The following is an 18,077-nucleotide window of genomic DNA, read 5'->3' on the forward strand; positions in this document are numbered from 1 at the left end:
GATCTGAGAAGATCACACCAAAACAATAATAAAAACATGCAATTACTTCAGTCAAACCGGATAATCAGGCGTTATATAGCCTCAGTATCAACGCCAAAAACCGCATCAGCCACCGGAGCATCAGTCACCATGCAAACAAAAACTCATCCGGAGCTTATTACTGCCCACTGCGCCCGGGATATCGCATCCCTGATTAACCATATTAAAGTCCCCAGTTTTATGCCCGTGCTGGAAGAGGTGCTCAGCAATCACTGTAATTTTGATACCATCTTAGTGGTCACCTACAAAAAGTCTTTTAAACCCATCATTCTGCACCCGAAAGATCCGGCAGAACACAGCCCGACCCTCAAAGCCTATATCGATAAAGCCTATATTCTTGATCCTTTGTTTAACAGTATTCAGAACGGCCCAGGGGCAAACGTATCACGACTGGTCGATATCGCTCTGGACTCCTTTGATCAGACAGAGTATTACCAGTCCTGCTACCGCAAGTTTGATCTGGTGGATGAAGTCAATATGACCATCCCTCTGAGCCAGCATACAACCTGTGCTATCGCCCTGGGGCGCAAATCAGCTCTGGGTACTATCACCCGTGCTGAGCTGAACCGGCTTAAAAGTATCTTTCCGGTCATTGAGGCACTGATTCAGCAGTTCTGGCAGGCGCAATCCGGTGAATTTGTAAAATATGAGAAATCAGAAGGCCCTCTCAAACAGGCACTAAAGACCTTTGCCAGTGGCGTGCTGACCCAGCGTGAGCAAGAGATTCTGGGGCTTATTCTTCAGGGACACTCATCCAAGGCGATAGCAGATCTTCTCAGCATCAGTGTCGGCACCGTTAAAGTGCATCGTAAGAATATTCACAGCCGCCTGAACACCTCAACTCAGTCTGAAATTTTCACACTTTTCTTAAGTCATCTGAATAGCCTTGAAAACGGATAACAGAGTCACTCTGGCCTGATATGGATCACCAGACCTGAAAAGCGCAGCAAAACCGGACGTTTTCTGCTATCCGTCTACGGTGACTCCCTGAACCGCTGCCGGAACTCTCCCGGTGTCAGCCCCATAATGCGGACAAACAATTTACGGCAGGCACCGGCATCATCATAACCCACCTTACGGGCAATGCTTTCAAAGGGGGCTCGACTCTCTTCCAGCAGATCACAGGCCTTTTGAATAGCAAAACGCTGCATATAGTTTTTCGGTTTGTGTCCGGTGGCCTTCTCGAAACGGCGAAGCAGAGTACGCTCACCAAGATGTACCAGCCCGGCAAGCTCTGAAACCGAGGGTAATGTCGGAAACTGCTCAGCAATCTTTTCCTGAGCAGACACAATCACCTCATCCCCATGCTGCAAATCTGGCCGGAAACGCCGGTAAAAACTCTGCGCCCTGCGCCCGGTATCCACTACCAGATATTTACCCAATAAAGGCACAACTCCGGGTTCAGTAAAACGTGAGATCACTTCAAACCCCAGATCCAACCAGGACATCATACCGCCCGCGGTCAACAGTGACCCCTCCGCCACCAGAATCTGATCCAGATCCAGCTGCACATCCGGAAACTGCCTGCGGAATAGAGACTCAAATGCCCAGTGAGTAGTTGCTCGCTTACGGTGTAAAAGCCCGCTGGCGGCAAGGATGAAACTCCCGGCACAAGCCGAACAGATCAAACCGCTGGTGTTCTCAGCCTGATACTGAACCCACTCGGTCAGGGCCTGTGGTGGCTGCAGGTAAAACTCGCTGCGCTGCCCCGGTGGCAAAATGACAATCTGATAAAGCGTCTGCAACAAAGATTCAGTAGCAAAGCTATCACCGTCAAAATAGAGCACCTCGGGCTGGAAGCAAATGGACTGACCCAGCTCACCAACCACCCGATTGGCAAGAATAAATAACTCCTCCAGCCCGTAGACAGCAGATTTAAGACTATCCGGATAAGCCACTATTGCCACGGATACCGGCCTGGGTCTATTTGCCTGGGTCATAGCAACTCCTGATTCTGAATCATAAAGAAAGGCAAACACTAAAATGTCGTATTTACCCTTAAATTTGTCAATTCAGACACTAATCACATGAATTATCAACCCTTAAACTGTGATGGTCAGATTCACTGATGAATAAGCACTTAGAAACAACAACCTATGGAGACACCCATGGCTGATCAGGTACTTTTAGTAATTGATCCTCAAAACGACTACTTCCCCGAGGGTAAGTATCCACTTTGGAACACTGGGCCTGTACTGGAAAAAATGAAACAGGCGATCAGAACCGCTAATGAAAAATTAATTCCGGTTATTCTGGTCCGCCATGAAGGTACCGAGAATAGCCCCTTTTTTAACCCGGAAACCGTGGGTTCAGAGATCCACCCGGAGATTCAAAAGCTGGCCCCCAGCGCACCGGTAATCACTAAGCACTTTGCTGACAGCTTTGAGCAAACGCACCTTGCAACCCTTTTGTCAGAACTCAAGGCCAGCGAACTTCTGCTCTGCGGTATGATGACGCAAAACTGCATCACCCATACCGCTCTGTCTAAAATGGCAGAGCCCTATCAGGTAACCGTACTTAAGAACGCCTGCACAACGGCTGATGCTATGATTCATGGTATTGCGATCAACGCTCTCTCGGTGAGAACCCGGCTGATTGAAGTCGAGCAAATCTAACCCACGAAGACCTGGGTATGATGCAGGCTGTTAACGTCTACAAACCGTAAAATACACTTGGGGGCTATTCCTTAAACAGAACGCCCCTCCTCTTCGCATCATCGGACCTGAATCACCATCAAACCAAAACGGCATTAAAAGCTGTTGATTACTACTCTCATTCCGTATATTAAGTATTACATTCATTTTACGAATGTACAGCCCAAGCGATCCACGTCTTTCATTTACACATTATAAGTGTATCTTTTTAAAACCAGCTGTCGGCGCAAAGACCAAGACACACCGAATGGAGCGAACTATGTTCTGGAAAAAAAAGACCACCCTCGACAAAGAGCAAAGTGAGTCACCGGTGAAGGTTGCCCAGCTGCACCATAACCAGATAAGCCCTCAGCAGCTTCAACCCTTGGCTTTTCATGATGGACAAGCTGCACTTGTAATGGCCTTTATCTCTCCCTGGCTGCCTTTTGAGCAGACTGCCCGAGCTTTGAAACAATCTCTCCCCTTTGCCCAACACTTTATTGCGGTCATGACCGCCGGGGAGCTCAGCTCCTGTGGTGGCAGCTTATATCATAAGGCCGATGAGCAATGGGACAATATCGTGCTGCAGAGCTTCAGTCATCAGCTGTTTAGCGCTCTGGAACTACGCACGGTGAAGTTGCATTGCGATGACATAAAACGCGGTGAGCCTCAGATAAACGAACAACAACGTACAGAAAAAATTGAGCAGGAAATCCAACGCATCAGTCTGCCCTTTGATGTGCAGGCGCGGGATACACTGGCTTTAACCTTTTTTGATGGCGTGACTGCCAGCGAAAACTTCTTTATGCAGGCGCTTTACTCCAGCAACAAACTCCCCTGCTACTTTGTTGGCGGCTCAGCGGGTGGCAAGCTGGACTTTAAACAAGCGGCAGTATTCGACGGCCAACAGGTTGTTGATGGTCAGGCTCTAATTCTTTTTTGTAAACTCAGCCCTGAAACCCGATATGGCATATTCAAAAGCCATAATTTCCAGAAAACCGGCACTCATTTCACCGTTATCGAAGCAGATGTTCACACCCGAACAGTACAATCGGTAATGCGTGATGGTGAGCATAAGGCTCTTTCTCTGGTTCAGGTGCTATGTGATCACTTCCGCTGCCAGCCTGAAGCTCTGGACCACCATCTGGTCGGATACTCTTTTGGCGTTGATATCGGCGATGAACTCTTTATACGTTCGGTAGCAGATATTAATCAGGCAACCGAAACCGTTACCTTCTTTTGCGATCTGCATTTTGGCGACAAACTACACCTGGTCAAGGCTGGTAGCTTTACCGACCAAACGGATCAGGCCTACCGGAAATTTTCCGCTGAGAAACCCCAGCCCGTTGCAATGCTGGCTAACGACTGTATTTTGCGCCGCCTTAATAATGGGCCGGATCTGGATCGCCTGAATACTTTCAAACAGATCCCAACTGCCGGGTTTTCCACTTTTGGCGAGCTGCTCGGTGTGCATATGAATCAGACCCTGACTGCAGTTTTCTTTTATCAGTTACCGGAGGGAGCCTCTTTCCGCGATGAATACGCGGATAATTTCCCACAGTACTACAGCCACTTCCGTATGTACTTTATGGAATCCCGACTGAACAGTTTACGCCAAATCAACCAGCTACAAGCCCTGCTGATCGACCGGATGGCAGAATACAAACCTCTGGTAAAATCCATCATAGGCGGCTTTGACTCTTTGCAGGAATACACTGCAAGCTCGCGGGATGTACTGAGCAATATTCAGCAGCGCTTTGATCATTTCAACAACCTGATTCTCGAACAGGAGTCAGACCGGATACAGCTACGCTCTGATGTGGATGTATTACAGAATAACGCTGAAGAAGTAACCACCGTTCTAAGTGTCATTTCTAATATTGCCGACCAAACAAGCCTGCTGGCACTGAACGCGGCCATTGAAGCAGCACGGGCCGGAGATGCAGGCCGGGGGTTTGCTGTCGTGGCAGACGAAGTACGCAACCTGTCACAGAACACCCAAAAGAGTGTCGACGAAACCGGAAAAACAATCGGCAATGTTTCCGGTTCTATTATCAGCATTAAGGGCACTATCGACCGAACCAGCCAGTTTGTTGAAGAGATCGCCTCAGGCTCTGCAGAGCTGAGCGAGGATATTCACAATATGGTCACATCTTCCACCCAGACCGGAGAAGAGGTCAGCGCCAATATTGCTAATATGAACAGCCTGGCACAACAGTTGGAGGAGATCGATGAAGAAGTGGACGCAATCCATCACCTGAAAGCCCTGAGTGAATACTAAAGCGTCATTTTTCCCCGACCAAGCAACCGGAGCCCTGGCTCCGGTCTTTCTGTCATCCATATCGCCGATGGTAATCTGAGACCACGTAATATCTCACAAAGTAGCGCCAGACTTAATGCGGTGCAGCGGTCTGATCCAGTGCCCGAATCTCAGGCTTATGGCTCTTATCCCCCAGCTCTGAAATAACCATCGCCGCAACAATACAGGCCGCACCAACAGCACCCATCACACCAAGGTGCTCACTTAATACCACCCAGGCGGTTATATGCGCAAAGATCGGCTCAAGGGCAAATACCAGAGCAATTTTATGGGAGGGCAGCAGCGTCTGACAGGCAGACTGAGCCCATACGGCATAGGCTGTCCCGAGTGTCGAAGCCACCACAACCGAAAAAATAACAATCGGTTTACTGAACAACTCCCAACCCGTAATCGGCGGAGTTCCGGCATAATAGAATATAGGGTGATCACCCATTGCCGCTCCAATCACGCTGTACAATGCCACAGCAAGCAACTGAATAATGCTCAGGGTAATCACCGGCATATTTCCCACCCAGTGACCTGTCAGTACAATATGGGCAGCAAAACCAAAGGCACAGATCAGCACCAGAAGATCTCCTTTGTTATACACATAAGCGGAGCCTCCCATGGTCAACAGGTACAGACCCAATGTTGCCAGAGAAACACCCAACCAAACCATCAGACGCACTTTCTGACGAAAAAGCAGCAATCCCAGCACAGGCACCAAGGGGACACTTAAGGCGGTAATAAAACCCGCATTGGATACCGAGGTAAAACGCAGACCTTCCGTCTGTGCATAAAAACCGATAAACAACATCGCCCCTAATACGGGTGCGGTTAGTAATAGCTTCTTTAGTTGATCCGGACGCACCTTCTCTTTACTGAAATACAGCAGAGGTAAGAGAGAAAGTGCAGCAAGAGCAAAGCGGATGGCATTAAAGGTGTGAGTCGGCAGTTCCGCCACGGCCAAATCAATCAGAACAAATTCTGTGCCCCAAATCAGGCTGATCAGAAAAACTAAAATAAATGCCAGTCTTGATGAACGTATTATCATTATTATTTTTCCTTAAAGCTGAAACCTGTTAAACCCAAAAGCCCCTGATCCTTTCTCAGATCAGGGGCCTTTGTTCTTTTAGCTATACGCTTTAACGCAGTCGCAAAGAAGACCATGCAGCGACCGGAGTGCTGTCCTATGCCATCCAGAAGCCGAGCATAATAAAGCCAACAAAGGCAAATACGGCACCTAACAGAGCATAAGGAATCTGAGTCAAACCATGCTGCATCGGCGTACAACCGGACCCCTGAGCAGAAAGCACTGTGGAATCACTAAAGAAGCAGGCATGGCTACCAAAAGCAGAGGCCGACAGTAGCGCACCCACTGTCAGCGGCATGGACATATCCATCGCCAGGGCCATAGGAATAACAATCGGCAGAGACACCACAAACACGCCCCAGCTGGAACCTGTGGCAAACACCACAGCCGCCATGGCAGCAAACACCAGTGCCGGAAGCATCTCCTTCGAAAGATAAGGGGTCAGAGTGTCGATGATATAAGGCGTCATACCCAGCTGATCATTGACATCCTTCAGCATAAACCCGGCACAAACCACCGCGATGGGGTGCAGCATCACTTTAAAGCCATCCAGCATGGAGTCCACCAGATCACTGAAGCTCAAAAGACGCTGCCAGAAATAGAGCACCATGGTGAACAGGGAGGCCACCAGAGCGCCCAGCAGCAGGTCGATCTCATAGTAAACACTCGCCGCGATCAGAACCGCCATAGGTAGCAGAAAGTTGATCAGACCGACCACCGGTGACGTCTTGCGTAAGTTACTGGTATCGAATCCCATCTGCTGACCGCCATCAGGTATGCACTGCCCCTCTTGCGCTCGTTTTTCCGCCGCTTTCATGGGGCCAAAATCCCCCAGAATGCCGGCAGCAACCAGAAAAACAACAACCAAGGCGATCCAGCCGTAAGCCATAAAAGGGATAGACTCAATATAAAGAGACATCCCCTTACCTTCAGCAACAGCACCGTTTTCTTCTAACAGTGCAGCAAAATAAACGGCCCAGGTGGACACCGGCACCAAAATACAGACCGGGGCTGCAGTGGAGTCCACCAGAAAGGCCAGCTTCTCCCGGGAGATCTTGTAACGGTCGGTCAGATTTTTCATGGACGCGGATACCGCCAGAGAGTTCAGGTAGTCATCAATAAACACCATCACCCCCAAACCACAAGTCGTCAGCATGGTGCCCCGCTTGGTTTGGATTCGCTTGGCAAGCAGCTCACCGAATGAGAGTACGCTGCCGCCGCGCTCCAGCATATTGATCAGGCCACCCATCATGCCGCAAACCAGCACAATCCAGGCGATAGTCTCATCCATCACAACCGCAAGAGAGATATCTCCCAGTCCCGTCACAATACCGGCGGGGTTTAGTAGCAGAAGTCCGGCGATAATACCGGCAAAAATCGATTCCAGCGGTTTTTTAGTCAGCACCGCTACCACCAGAATCAGCAGAGCAGGCAGCATACTGAAGAAGCCGTAACTTTCGCCTTCAGGCTGCAGAGTGGAAAGATAAGCAAACCCCGCCATAATCATGCCGTAAAACAGAACCCAGCGTGTGGGGTTGGAGACCATATCCGGTATTACAGCTTTATTCATAGAAGCCGAAGGCTCCTGAGTCATAGGCTCTGTAGCGGGAGACGAATAACTTGAACTGCTCATATGCGTACCTGTTTATATTTTTTATACCCTGCAGGATGAGCATCCCGCTCTCCTCAGGTGGTGTTTTACTGCCGGTCATCAATCTATCAGTTGGTAGCCAACAACAGTGACTAGCTGCAACGACAGACCCTGCATCCGACTTGTTTAACCGCTGGCTTAATCCCTGCCCACGACAAGTATTATTAGAATGAGGTAAGTAGCACCACGAACAGTCCCGGGAAGCTATAGGGTAGGACGGTCAGGTGCGCTCTTGCTGGTTGTATTTGAGATAACCCGGGTTTAGAAAACCCGGATATTCTGTGGTCAGTGCAGTGAGGTATCAGATACCCAGTTTGTCTCGTACGTTATAGTAGGCCGCACCCATTGCAGTGTAGGGCACACGCAATAAACGGCCGCCGGGGAACGGATACTGCGGCAGGTTTGCCAGAACATCATAGCGCTCCGCCTGCCCCTGAATCGCATCCGCCAACACACGGCCCGCCAGATGAGAACTGGTGACACCATGACCACTGTATCCCTGGGCGTAATAGACATTGCTGCCGATCCGACCAAACTGCGGCAGACGCATCAAGGTCAGCAGGAAGTTACCGGTCCATGCGAAATCCACCTTCACATTCTTCAGTTCCGGGAAAGTCTTCAGCATCTTAGGTACGATCAGAGATTCAATCTTATCCGGCTCACGGGCACCATAGGTTACGCCGCCACCATAGATCAGCCGGCCATCACCCGACAGGCGGTAGTAATCCAGCAGGTAGTTACAGTCTTCCACACAGTTGTCTTTTGGCAGCAGAGCTTTCTGCTGCGCTTCAGAAAGTGGTTCTGTGGTGATCACCTGGGTTCCGCACGGCATCGCTTTCTGTTCCAGCTTAGGAATCAGACCGCCCAGATAGGCATTACCGGCTACAATGACAAAATCTGCAGTTACACAGCCTTTAGCCGTATGAACTTTGGCTTTTTCGCCCTCTTCAACCCGGGTTACGGCAGAGGCTTCATAGATGGTGCCGCCCAGAGATTCAAAGGCTGCGGCCTCTCCCAGCACCAGATTCAGAGGGTGAAAGTGACCGCCGGATTTATCCAGCAAACCACCGGGATAACGGCTTGTACCCACATGATCCTGAATCGAGCCAGCATCCAGCATCTCAAGCTGGGTATGGCCATGCTGCTCCCAAAGTGCTTTTTTTCCTTCCAGCTCTTTCAGCTGCTTACTGTTACAGGCCGCAAAGATACCGCCATTTTTCAGGTCACAATCGATCTTGTATTTTTGCACAAAGCCGCGAATAATCTCGCCGCCCTCAAAAGCCATTTTCCCCATCTCATCACCGGTCTCTTTACCATAGTGACGGGAGATAAAATCCATATCCCGGCTATAACTGTGTACGATCTGACCACCATTACGGCCAGATGCACCAAAGCCGATACGGCTGGCTTCCAGCACAACAACATTAAAGCCACGTTCCGCTAAATGCAGCGCACTGGAAAGCCCGGTAAAACCTGCGCCAATAACGCAAATATCCGCCGTGACATCACCCTGCAATTCCGGTCGCAGGGACTTATCATTGGCCGAAGCGGCATAGTAAGAAGTGGTATGTGAAGGTACAGTCATATCAGTGACTCCGGCATTCACTCTCAATTGGAGTGGTTGTCTCAAATGGTCGTCTTTTATCGGGAGGCCACTCTCAAAAGAGCAGCCCCACGGAATATTATTTATGGGTTAACGATACGCGCAGAAGGCAAGTATCAGATATACCTACCAGGGGGTAATTTTGTGATCACGATATCAGCAGCAGAAATTGATCACCTAACCAACAGGTCAATCCCCCCCGTCATACTAAAATACTGCTGACGATGTGATCGCATTTTATAGTAATCTTGCCTGCAACATTTACACCCATAGCCTCTGAGGAATGAGAGCATGCCGAAGGCAAGTGAAATCAAAAAAAATGCAGCTGTAGAACTGGACGGGAATGTCTGGATCATCCGGGATATCGAGCGCTCTGTGCCCCAGGGCCGCGCCGGTGGCAGCATCTATCGTATGCGCATGTACGATGTGGTAACCGGTGCCAAGCGGGATGAGTCTTTTAAAGATTCCGACATGCTGACATTGGCTGACCTGTTCCGCCGCCCGGCAATGCTGTCTTATATTGATGGTGACGAGTACGTCTTTATGGACAGCGAGGATTACAGCTCATATAACTTACGTAAAGAATCCATCGCAGAAGAATCCGGCTTTATTACCGAAGAGACTCAGGGCATTAACGTACTACTGGTCAATGATAGTCCCGTTGCCATTGAACTGCCCACCACGGTAGAGCTTGTTATCGCAGAAACAGACCCGTCAATTAAAGGGCAATCCGCAACCTCCCGCACTAAACCGGCCACCCTAAGCACAGGACTTGTGGTTCAGGTACCGGAGCATATCTCCGCCGGTGACCGTATTAAGGTGAACGTAGAAGAGCGTAAGTTTGGTGGTCGCGCTTAAATCTTAAGCCGATGCTACAGCTAAACGCCCTGATCCCTTCAGGGCGTTTTGCGTTTCACCGCAACAGGGTGGAACCTTCAGCCTAACAAGGCTAATATCCTGCCTTTTACGCTGCCCGACTTACCGGACAGCCTATTTACTATTCAAAGGAAACAACGTGGCCAAACTGCTTTTTAAGCTCAACTCCGTGACCGATGAAGAAGCTGACTTTGTACGAGCACGCCTTGATAAAGCAGAGGTCAACTACTACGAAACCACCAAAGGCCGCTTTGGTATTTCGCTGGCAGCATTATGGCTGAGAGATGAAGAGGATTTTGAATCCGCAAGAGTACTGCTGGATGAGATTCAGCGGGACTGGCTGGAAGAGGTGCGCCAGCATCCTGTACAGACAACCGGCGAGCGTTTTTTAGAACATCCAACCCGTTTTCTCCTGAGCATTGTCGCCATCATCGCGATTGCCAGTCTGACCCTGATTCCGTTTTTGGATGCGTTTAAGTAACAACACGTTAAATCCGCTTTCTGACCTATCTGAAAATAGCCTGCGGCGGTGTTCATAGCGCTAGCTGGGAAACAGCATCTTAAGCGTAGGTCAGAGAGCTGGTTTTGGCAGGGTCAAATTATGGGTGTCCCGGTTTTTCTTTTCGAAGAGGCTTAAACGGGATTACGGGACACCCATAATTTAATTCAGTCATATTAACACGTTAAATCCGCTTCATGACCTATCTGAAAATAGCCTGTAGCTGCTGACCGGATGAGATCCATGCCAGTCCTTTATTCCGGGCAAACTGTTGCAGTTTTCTGAACCGCCCTACCGCACGGCAGCGTGGCATACCTTTGGGTCGCATCGCTTTCAGCCAGGCGTCTGCATCGATATTCAGCCGTTGCAGAATGGGCGGATAACCCTCGGGGATAGAGCCGTGTTTATCTTCCCGTTGGCAGCGTCCAGCCCAGTCGACCAGCGTCAGATAGTCCGCATAATCAAAAGGGATCACCTGTTCGCTACCCGCCTGAGTGGCGGATAAGGCTTTCAGTTTGGGTAGATCGGCTTCTTCACGGGCTTGAGTCCTTTGCCGGATACGCTGCTGCACCGAGGTAAAATCCGAGTGTTCCGGGCGATCAGCAAGCCCCGCCCGCACCGGATTCAGGTCGACATAGGCCATGCAGGTTAATAGCGCCTGCTCATCCAGCAGGGCCTGACTTTTAAAGCGCCCCTCCCAGAATCGGCCCGTACAGCCATCCTCTTCATTGGATTTTCGGGCGATATACTCATTCAGGCAGCGCATAAACCAACTGATATCCATCAGACGCTGCCGCCAGTCTTCAATGATTTCAGTGGCTTTTTTCCGCTCAGCGTTACTGGAGCACTCGTTTTTCTGATAACGCTCAATCAGAACCGGCGCTTTAAACAGCAGCAACCAACGACGGATCACCTCATCCTCAGACCAGGACTCCGCCTCAGCCTGATTGATATAGAGCACCAGATGGTAATGGTTGGACATAATGGCGTAAGCACACACATCAACGGCGAACATCTGATCCAGCGCGGTTAAACGATCCAGAATCCATTGGCGGCGGTGTTCGTAGGACTGACCGGAAAAGGTATCTTCACCGCATAAGAATGCCCGCCGAACGCAGCGGGCGATGCAGTGGTAATACGGGGTATCAGCGGTGCTGATCTGCTCATATCGGGCACGGGTCATGGTGTGATCCTCCATAATTTCACCAGTGCTTTAAGTGTAGATCAGGTGGCTGATTTTGGTAGGATCAAATTATGGGTGTCCCAGTTTTTTAGATGGGACAAGCCCGTTTTGGTTAGGCTAAATTATGGGTGTCACAGTTTTTCGCTGACCTAAAGTCAGTGATAACAGATAAGTTAACTTACTGGATGTTAATGAAGCGATAAAATGTATTATTGGGGAAGTTAGCTGAGGTGCTTTGGTAGGAAAACTGTCCATTTTGATTACCATCTAAATTATAGTATCTAAGATAACCAGCAACTGTTTGACCAGGGCTACAATAGTCAAGATAACCAGTTAATTGAAGACATAGCATCTCATCTTGATAATTAGCCGATTTGGGTAATAACGAGTCTGTAGGAAAACCTGCTTCTAATCCGTTTTTCCCACCAACAGCTCGCTCTCTGTTGTTTATTTTCGATGGCCGGTTTTTATCGGCCATCGTTTGTTTATTCTGTGTTTCCTGCCTTTTTAAGCTTTGGCTGTCTGTAAGCTCGATTCATGCTGCTTTCAGTGCCTGTTCTAAAGCTGTATTAACTCTGTTTTACTGGCTGAGATGTCCGTATTTTGCCAGTTTTTCTACATTATGCACCAAGCAATACAGTTGCCATTGGCCCTGTACTTTGGTTTTGCTTCTCAGGCTAAAACGGTTTAATCCCTTGTTGGTGCCGATGTTGCCGAAGACCGGTTCGACAACGGACATCCGGTGGCTGTAAATTTGTTTTCCGTGAGGGCTGTCGACGCGGTGCTTCATCCAGTCGGTGTAGCTCGGTGGTCGTTTGTCATTTAACAGGAAGCTGACTTGGCGGCCTGCGCCTTTGCCGTGGTTAGCTGCGGATGGGTTCTTCATGCAACGGTGCTTTTTGTGGCAGTTCCGGCATTGCAGTAACCTGCCTTCAAAATAGACGATAGGCTGGCCTTGGTCGTTGTCTCGTGTACCGCGATGACTGATCTTGTTACCTGCTGGGCAGATGCAGGTCATTTTAATTGGGTCGAACTGGAACTCGCTGGCTGGGATCAGTTGTTTAGCTTGGGGTTTGCCGGGTATCTGGTGACGTTTGCCGTATTTTTCTTTTTGATCTTTAAACTTGGGATCGCGGCTTCTGAACTGATTGTCTGGGATGTAGGCGTTGATCTGGTTTTTGTGTAGGTATTTCATATTCGCTTCGTTGGCGAAGCCGGTATCCGCGGTAACAACGATGCCTTCTTTATAGAGATTTTTGCTGATGCCCAGCCGCTTGTAACGCTCTTGAATGGTTTCCAAAACGGGTTGCAGCGTGTGGTGTTCCTGCCCTTCACCAAAGGCTTGGGCATCAATGACAATCTGGTGTTTCTTATCAACGGAGGCGACGCCGTTATAGCCTTGGATCGTGCCTTTGCTGGTGGTCATTTTGGCCGATTGATTATCGGTGATATTACTTTTCACTTCCTTGCTGCGCTTGCCCTGTCCTATCCTCGGTTGGCTTTGCTGTAAGAAGTGACCCACCTTCTTAGCGGCTTTATCCAACGTGAGTATTGTTTTGGCTTTGCGGATATCCCGATCCAGTTCTTCTTCACTTTCCCAGCGGTCTTTTTCCTGATGTTCGCTCAGGTGATGACGAATCAGGCGTTTGAGTTTCTGGCGTTTCTGTTCCAGTTCTTTAAAAGTGCCTGACCATTCCTTAGCAGCATTGGAACGCATTTTACAGCCATCAATGGCAAAGAGTTCATGGCCTAAAAGCCCCTGCTGATCACAGATCAACAGCACCTGTTCAAACAGGTCTTCAATGGCTTGGGGTTGGCTGCTGACAAAATGAGCAAGGGTCGTGAAATGCGGGACAGTATCGCAGGACAAGGCTTTAAAGATGATGTTGGTTTCACAGCACCACTGAATCTCACGGCTGGAGGTGATGCCTTTAGAATAAGCAAACAGGATGATTTTTAGCAAAATCGCCGGATCATAAGCCGGACGACCTTCAGTATCATTCTTATAAGGCTGATGAAACGCGGACAGATCCAGCTTTTCAGAAACGAGGTAGTGCAGGGCATACTCAAATGACCCAGGCTGCAACTGATCCTGATAATTGATCACCACCATCGACGTTTGGTTGTAGTCATAGTGCTTGAATCGAGCCATCACCGCCTCCTGCGTTTCAAAACCCGATCAGACCATAGTTCGGGAGGTTTTTCTACAGCCTGAACGCTCCACTCATCCATGCCGTGCGTAAGGAAGCGTTGCTGTACCCTACTTCCAGAATAACTGATCTTAAAACTGAACCACCGTGATCACAGCTCGTTGCGAAGGTATTCGCTGATATAGCTTCCCATCCACAGTTTGATGATCCCACAGCAAACACTTGAACTTGAGTCAGCGCAGGAGCAGAGCCTCTAGTGCCCATTCCAGCTGATCCCAATTGTTGTAGTGGAGTATCAGAAAATTTAACTTTGAACTGGCTAAGATCCAGTTTCTGAAAAACAGTAACAGGAGGTACAGCCGGTGGTAGTTGTTTGTTACTTAATTGAATATCCTGAGATAATGCATTTAAGCTGGTGACAGTTGCTGCCAGTAGTATAATACTTTTTATTAAAAGGTGTTTCATAGCTCATTTCCTTTGAAATTTTTAATAATGCGAATCCTGCGCAGGCAATTAGGTATTAACAAAGTTAAATTTTGTGTCAACCATATTTTTTCTTTAATATTTAAAATGGCTTGATTTTTTTATTTTTTTACAGTAATTTTTTATTAAATATGGTTTATTTTTCCATATTTTTTTATGTCTTTAATAAAGTATTTTAAAGGAGTGATATTGATGAAGGTTGAATCAATCAATCAAACAGCTATGGGACAGGCTATTCAAAAGAAATCTCAAGGTGACGGCATAGGCAGTCGGTTTCCAGATATCATGGCTAAGTCTAATTCCATTGGCATAGAAAAGTCATCTTCTATCACAGGCGCAGACTTTACCCATATGACCCGCCGTGAATTGTTAGAATGGGGTAAGTCCCAGCAATCTGTCGGTAATCTATCTCCTGAAGGGGTTGATGCGATTTGGTCTATGGGACTGAATATTTCAGGCTTGAAACTGACGGAAAGCGGTCATGTGGAGAGAACACTAACAACGGAGCAGATCTCGCAACAGGATAACAAGGAAAAAGTAAACTTTATCTCTTTTGCGCAGGAGCGTATCAATTATGCTGAGTCTCTCGGCGAGAATAAAACGGCTGAATTCTGGCAGCAGGCATTGTCGATGATGCAGCATTATCAGGGCAGTCTTTCTGCAAAGGTCTAGTGCACCATCAGCATTGTAATATAAGACAACGGCGTTTTCAGTTAGTGTAGGAAGCTGCTGTAAAACGCCGGCTGTAACTGATCCTGATAATTAATGACTACCATCGACGTTTGGTTATAGTCGTAGTGTTTGAATCGTGCCATCACCGCCTTCTGCGTTTCAAGCGCTCGACCAAACCATAGTTCGGGAGGTTTTTCTACAGCCTGAATGCCTCAATCAGAGGAAAAAACCAGTTGGTTAAAATTAGCGACGCAGGAACAAAACCAACTGTTTTTTGTCCTTGTTTAACAGCTTGTTAGGCATCAGAGCCTTCCGCTCGTTTAATAGATGCCGGCACAATTAGTTTATGCATTGGCTCAACGAACAACATATATAATTTACCAAGAAAGTTATGAACATGCACTACAGTCGAAATCGAAACTAGATGAGTTTTATCTCTCTGGATATATACTGAAACTTTTACATCCAAATGTTTATCTGAATCACCTAATATAACTTCACTGTCACTTAAATATAGTAAAGTAAATATTCCTACTTTATCACCAACTTGATAATCATTAATTGATTTATTAGCTTCGAGGTCACCTAAGTGACCAATATTTTTCAATCCAAACATTAATACTATTTTATTTCGACTTGCCATTAAAAAGTTTACCCAAGCAGGTATTTGGGTTGCGTGATCTAACCAAACTTGAAGTGCTACTCTACCTTCTTTGCTTGAACAGAAAGAATATGAGTCTGAGTAGTAAGAACCATTCAGGCTTTTAAATACTTCACTATTTATTGGGATGCTTACTTTCTTAATAAGAAACATAATGCTCAAATACTCCGTTGATGCCTAACGAGGCTGTAGAAAAACCTCAGCCTCAAAAATTGATCATTTTTTGTACTAAAATGACGCTTCTACGTGAATTTTGGGGCAGTTTTCATCGCCAAATACTCTTAAATCAACGTAGGCGCGCGATAAACTATCAATAACCAGAACCTGTTAGGTTTTTCTACAGCCTGAACGCCGCCAACACGCGCAGCTTTGAAGTATAGGCGAAGCCGCAACGTAAAAGCTGTCGCTGTGCTTGGCCTGGTTAGATTTCTTATGGCACATCAAAGATCTGCTGCCAATCACACGGACTACCATTAGTGAACTTCCCTTCCTCATCGGCGTCCCACGCGCCAATGAAGTCCTCAGTCTGGCCTTCGGTCATCGTTTCCGCCAAGTTGAAGGGGCGTGGCATTTTCCGCTTTAGATAACTAAGTCGATAGGCATCTTCGGAATCGTGAAAGGCGAACCCTTTAATTTCAAACCCCGATAGCTGGAAAATATACTCTGGTTTAACCACAAACGATGATGGGTCGGCATTCTTGGTAATTGATTGTTCAAGTAGCTCGGAGTTGAACTGCGCCAACTCGGAAAGCATAATCAGCAGCTCATAAAGATCGTAATCGACGTCAAGAACCGAATCTCCACTGGCTGGCGCACGATATGAGATCACCTCTCTCTGGGCTTTTAATTGCTGTGTAAGTGCTTTTAGGCGCTTAGCCGTATCTTGATCAAACTTTCCAAGCCAATCAAAAGCCAGATTGATAGCCCGTGAATGAGAGACTGAAATAAGTTCACCATTAGACCATTCAGCTGTGGGCAATGTGTATACAACAGCCCGCAACAAAGATAACGCTGCATAGTATTCGTAGTAAGGATTAGCAACCCTAAGGCCTGTTTCCTCACTGTGTTCGAGCGTATTGGTAAGAACGGTAGCGTTCAAAATCATCTTTGCCGCAAGATATGTACGACAAACCCATGTAGAGTTTGCCTCGACGTCCCACGCCTTTGTTAAAGTCGAGTATTGTGTCAGGACTTGGCTTACCACCTTGGAAAGTTTCTTCTCTGGGCAGATATCAAAGAGCCGACGGTATGAATACCGCCATTCACGGTTTGCGTAATCCACTTCGTCTCCCAAGAAATCTAACGCTGCCAGCATGCGCGCTTTCGAAATAGAGGCGAAGCCGCAATGTAGTATGCGTCGCAGTGCCTAGCTGGGTTAGATTTCGTCCTCCTATTTAATGGCATACTTCTCGTATCTTGGCTGAAAAAACTCTTCCATCAATTCGTCCAGGCCAATTATGCGGCTCTCCTTGCTGAGCTCTTTACCAATAAATTTAGAAACACCCCACACTGTTCCGGCTGTCGAATCCATCCAAGTATCACTGCCAATAGTGCTGCAATACTCTTCTTCCCGATTACTGATGAAATCTATAACATCGAGCCTATAACGCAAACCAACCGGCAAGGACTGGAGTTGGTCGCAAACTGAAGAGACGCTCCCCATAATCACTTCAGGTAGATGTGGCAATGCAGCCGGTTTCAGTTTGTCCATGTGGTGTCGATAATTCTCTACCTTCTTGACCAATTTTTTACCTTGAAGGTTGCTGTGGCAGTAGTAAGAAACAACTGATTTTAAAGCACTTTCCATTGCCATTCGCAGGTCGATAAAGCACTTCATTCGGCGAGACTTCAGAGACGAAAAATCCGGGGATTCACTTTCAATACAGTGCTCGTACCGCTGAAGCAGATCAATCGAATCGTGATAGAAATGTTCTGCTACCTCTATGTGTGTAGGACGAGTTGTCTCCATACTTCTCCAGAAATTTAACACTTTAATCGTAGGCACGTGCATTTTGCTGATTTCAATATACCGATAAGAGCTGAGGAAAGGTTTTGATTAGAAAGGAGAAATCCATTTTCTGATCTAACTGCTTCCCTGATAAACGCTCATGCGTACATACACCAATAACCCTGCGCCTTTGCTCTTACACAACAACAGGCAGGCGCGATTTCCATAATTCATTAAATTTGCAGCTTATCCAATTACCGTGCATGGGTAAACCGAGCATTAAGTCG

The 18,077-nt window shown here is 47.7% G+C and carries 17 protein-coding genes; 6 read left to right on the forward strand and 11 right to left on the reverse strand.

Annotated elements, in window-relative coordinates:
* Positions 1-129: 129 nt before the first annotated feature.
* Positions 130-939 (forward strand): LuxR C-terminal-related transcriptional regulator, encoded by an 810-nt coding sequence (locus BTA35_RS07785; protein ID WP_078319237.1) that lies wholly within the window; start codon positions 130-132, stop codon positions 937-939.
* A 74-nt stretch (positions 940-1,013) separates the two neighbouring features.
* Here BTA35_RS07785 and BTA35_RS07790 read toward each other — a convergent pair whose 3' ends face one another.
* A complete protein-coding gene (locus tag BTA35_RS07790; protein WP_078319238.1) occupies positions 1,014-1,979 on the reverse strand; it encodes a GlxA family transcriptional regulator in 966 nt (321 codons plus the stop codon).
* A 168-nt stretch (positions 1,980-2,147) separates the two neighbouring features.
* Between BTA35_RS07790 and BTA35_RS07795 the strand changes: the two genes are divergently transcribed.
* Complete coding sequence (locus BTA35_RS07795) at positions 2,148-2,654, forward strand: cysteine hydrolase family protein (RefSeq protein WP_078319239.1); 507 nt, start codon at positions 2,148-2,150, stop codon at positions 2,652-2,654.
* Positions 2,655-2,952: 298 nt separating this feature from the next.
* Positions 2,953-4,953: a methyl-accepting chemotaxis protein gene (locus BTA35_RS07800; protein ID WP_160055113.1), complete on the forward strand. Its 2,001-nt coding sequence runs from the start codon at positions 2,953-2,955 to the stop codon at positions 4,951-4,953.
* 112 nt (positions 4,954-5,065) lie between these two features.
* Here the strand turns inward: BTA35_RS07800 and BTA35_RS07805 are convergent, their stop codons facing one another.
* The 3 genes from BTA35_RS07805 to BTA35_RS07815 all read right to left on the reverse strand — a co-directional run bounded on the left by BTA35_RS07805 (position 5,066) and on the right by BTA35_RS07815 (position 9,300).
* Positions 5,066-6,025: a DMT family transporter gene (locus BTA35_RS07805; protein WP_078319241.1), complete on the reverse strand. Its 960-nt coding sequence runs from the start codon at positions 6,023-6,025 to the stop codon at positions 5,066-5,068.
* 136 nt (positions 6,026-6,161) lie between these two features.
* Positions 6,162-7,634: a Na+/H+ antiporter NhaC family protein gene (locus BTA35_RS07810; RefSeq protein WP_238377521.1), complete on the reverse strand. Its 1,473-nt coding sequence runs from the start codon at positions 7,632-7,634 to the stop codon at positions 6,162-6,164.
* 382 nt (positions 7,635-8,016) lie between these two features.
* Entirely contained in the window at positions 8,017-9,300 is a 1,284-nt protein-coding gene (locus tag BTA35_RS07815) for an NAD(P)/FAD-dependent oxidoreductase (protein WP_078319242.1), read from the reverse strand.
* A gap of 309 nt (positions 9,301-9,609) precedes the next feature.
* Here BTA35_RS07815 and efpL point away from each other — a divergent pair, with 309 nt between their 5' ends.
* Together efpL and BTA35_RS07825 are read left to right on the forward strand one after the other, a co-directional pair.
* Positions 9,610-10,176 (forward strand): elongation factor P-like protein EfpL, encoded by a 567-nt coding sequence (gene efpL, locus BTA35_RS07820; RefSeq protein WP_078319243.1) that lies wholly within the window; start codon positions 9,610-9,612, stop codon positions 10,174-10,176.
* A gap of 157 nt (positions 10,177-10,333) precedes the next feature.
* Positions 10,334-10,675 carry a DUF6164 family protein gene (locus BTA35_RS07825; RefSeq protein WP_078319244.1) on the forward strand — a complete coding sequence of 114 codons (342 nt, stop codon included), beginning with the start codon at positions 10,334-10,336 and terminating at the stop codon, positions 10,673-10,675.
* A 220-nt stretch (positions 10,676-10,895) separates the two neighbouring features.
* Here BTA35_RS07825 and BTA35_RS07830 read toward each other — a convergent pair whose 3' ends face one another.
* The 4 genes from BTA35_RS07830 to BTA35_RS18285 all read right to left on the reverse strand — a co-directional run bounded on the left by BTA35_RS07830 (position 10,896) and on the right by BTA35_RS18285 (position 14,491).
* Positions 10,896-11,891 carry a transposase gene (locus BTA35_RS07830; RefSeq protein WP_238377522.1) on the reverse strand — a complete coding sequence of 332 codons (996 nt, stop codon included), beginning with the start codon at positions 11,889-11,891 and terminating at the stop codon, positions 10,896-10,898.
* A gap of 163 nt (positions 11,892-12,054) precedes the next feature.
* The gene (locus tag BTA35_RS07835; protein WP_078319245.1) at positions 12,055-12,354 is read right to left on the reverse strand and encodes a DUF4879 domain-containing protein; all 300 of its coding nucleotides are present in this window, start codon (positions 12,352-12,354) and stop codon (positions 12,055-12,057) included.
* A gap of 102 nt (positions 12,355-12,456) precedes the next feature.
* The gene (locus BTA35_RS07840; RefSeq protein ID WP_078319246.1) at positions 12,457-14,028 is read right to left on the reverse strand and encodes an IS1182 family transposase; all 1,572 of its coding nucleotides are present in this window, start codon (positions 14,026-14,028) and stop codon (positions 12,457-12,459) included.
* Between the two features lie 52 nt (positions 14,029-14,080).
* A complete protein-coding gene (locus BTA35_RS18285) occupies positions 14,081-14,491 on the reverse strand; it encodes a DUF4879 domain-containing protein (protein ID WP_078319247.1) in 411 nt (136 codons plus the stop codon).
* A 210-nt stretch (positions 14,492-14,701) separates the two neighbouring features.
* On the opposite strand from BTA35_RS18285, the gene BTA35_RS07850 reads away from it, so the two are divergent.
* A complete protein-coding gene (locus tag BTA35_RS07850; RefSeq protein ID WP_078319248.1) occupies positions 14,702-15,181 on the forward strand; it encodes a hypothetical protein in 480 nt (159 codons plus the stop codon).
* Between the two features lie 295 nt (positions 15,182-15,476).
* Here BTA35_RS07850 and BTA35_RS07855 read toward each other — a convergent pair whose 3' ends face one another.
* The 3 genes from BTA35_RS07855 to BTA35_RS07865 all read right to left on the reverse strand — a co-directional run bounded on the left by BTA35_RS07855 (position 15,477) and on the right by BTA35_RS07865 (position 17,811).
* A complete protein-coding gene (locus tag BTA35_RS07855) occupies positions 15,477-15,995 on the reverse strand; it encodes a DUF2867 domain-containing protein (RefSeq protein ID WP_238377523.1) in 519 nt (172 codons plus the stop codon).
* Positions 15,996-16,272: 277 nt separating this feature from the next.
* Positions 16,273-17,157 carry a hypothetical protein gene (locus tag BTA35_RS07860; RefSeq protein ID WP_078319249.1) on the reverse strand — a complete coding sequence of 295 codons (885 nt, stop codon included), beginning with the start codon at positions 17,155-17,157 and terminating at the stop codon, positions 16,273-16,275.
* A gap of 75 nt (positions 17,158-17,232) precedes the next feature.
* Positions 17,233-17,811 (reverse strand): hypothetical protein, encoded by a 579-nt coding sequence (locus tag BTA35_RS07865; protein ID WP_078319250.1) that lies wholly within the window; start codon positions 17,809-17,811, stop codon positions 17,233-17,235.
* Positions 17,812-18,077 lie beyond the last annotated feature (266 nt).

This window comes from Oceanospirillum linum (genome assembly GCF_001995095.2).
Classification (GTDB): domain Bacteria; phylum Pseudomonadota; class Gammaproteobacteria; order Pseudomonadales; family Halomonadaceae; genus Oceanospirillum; species Oceanospirillum linum.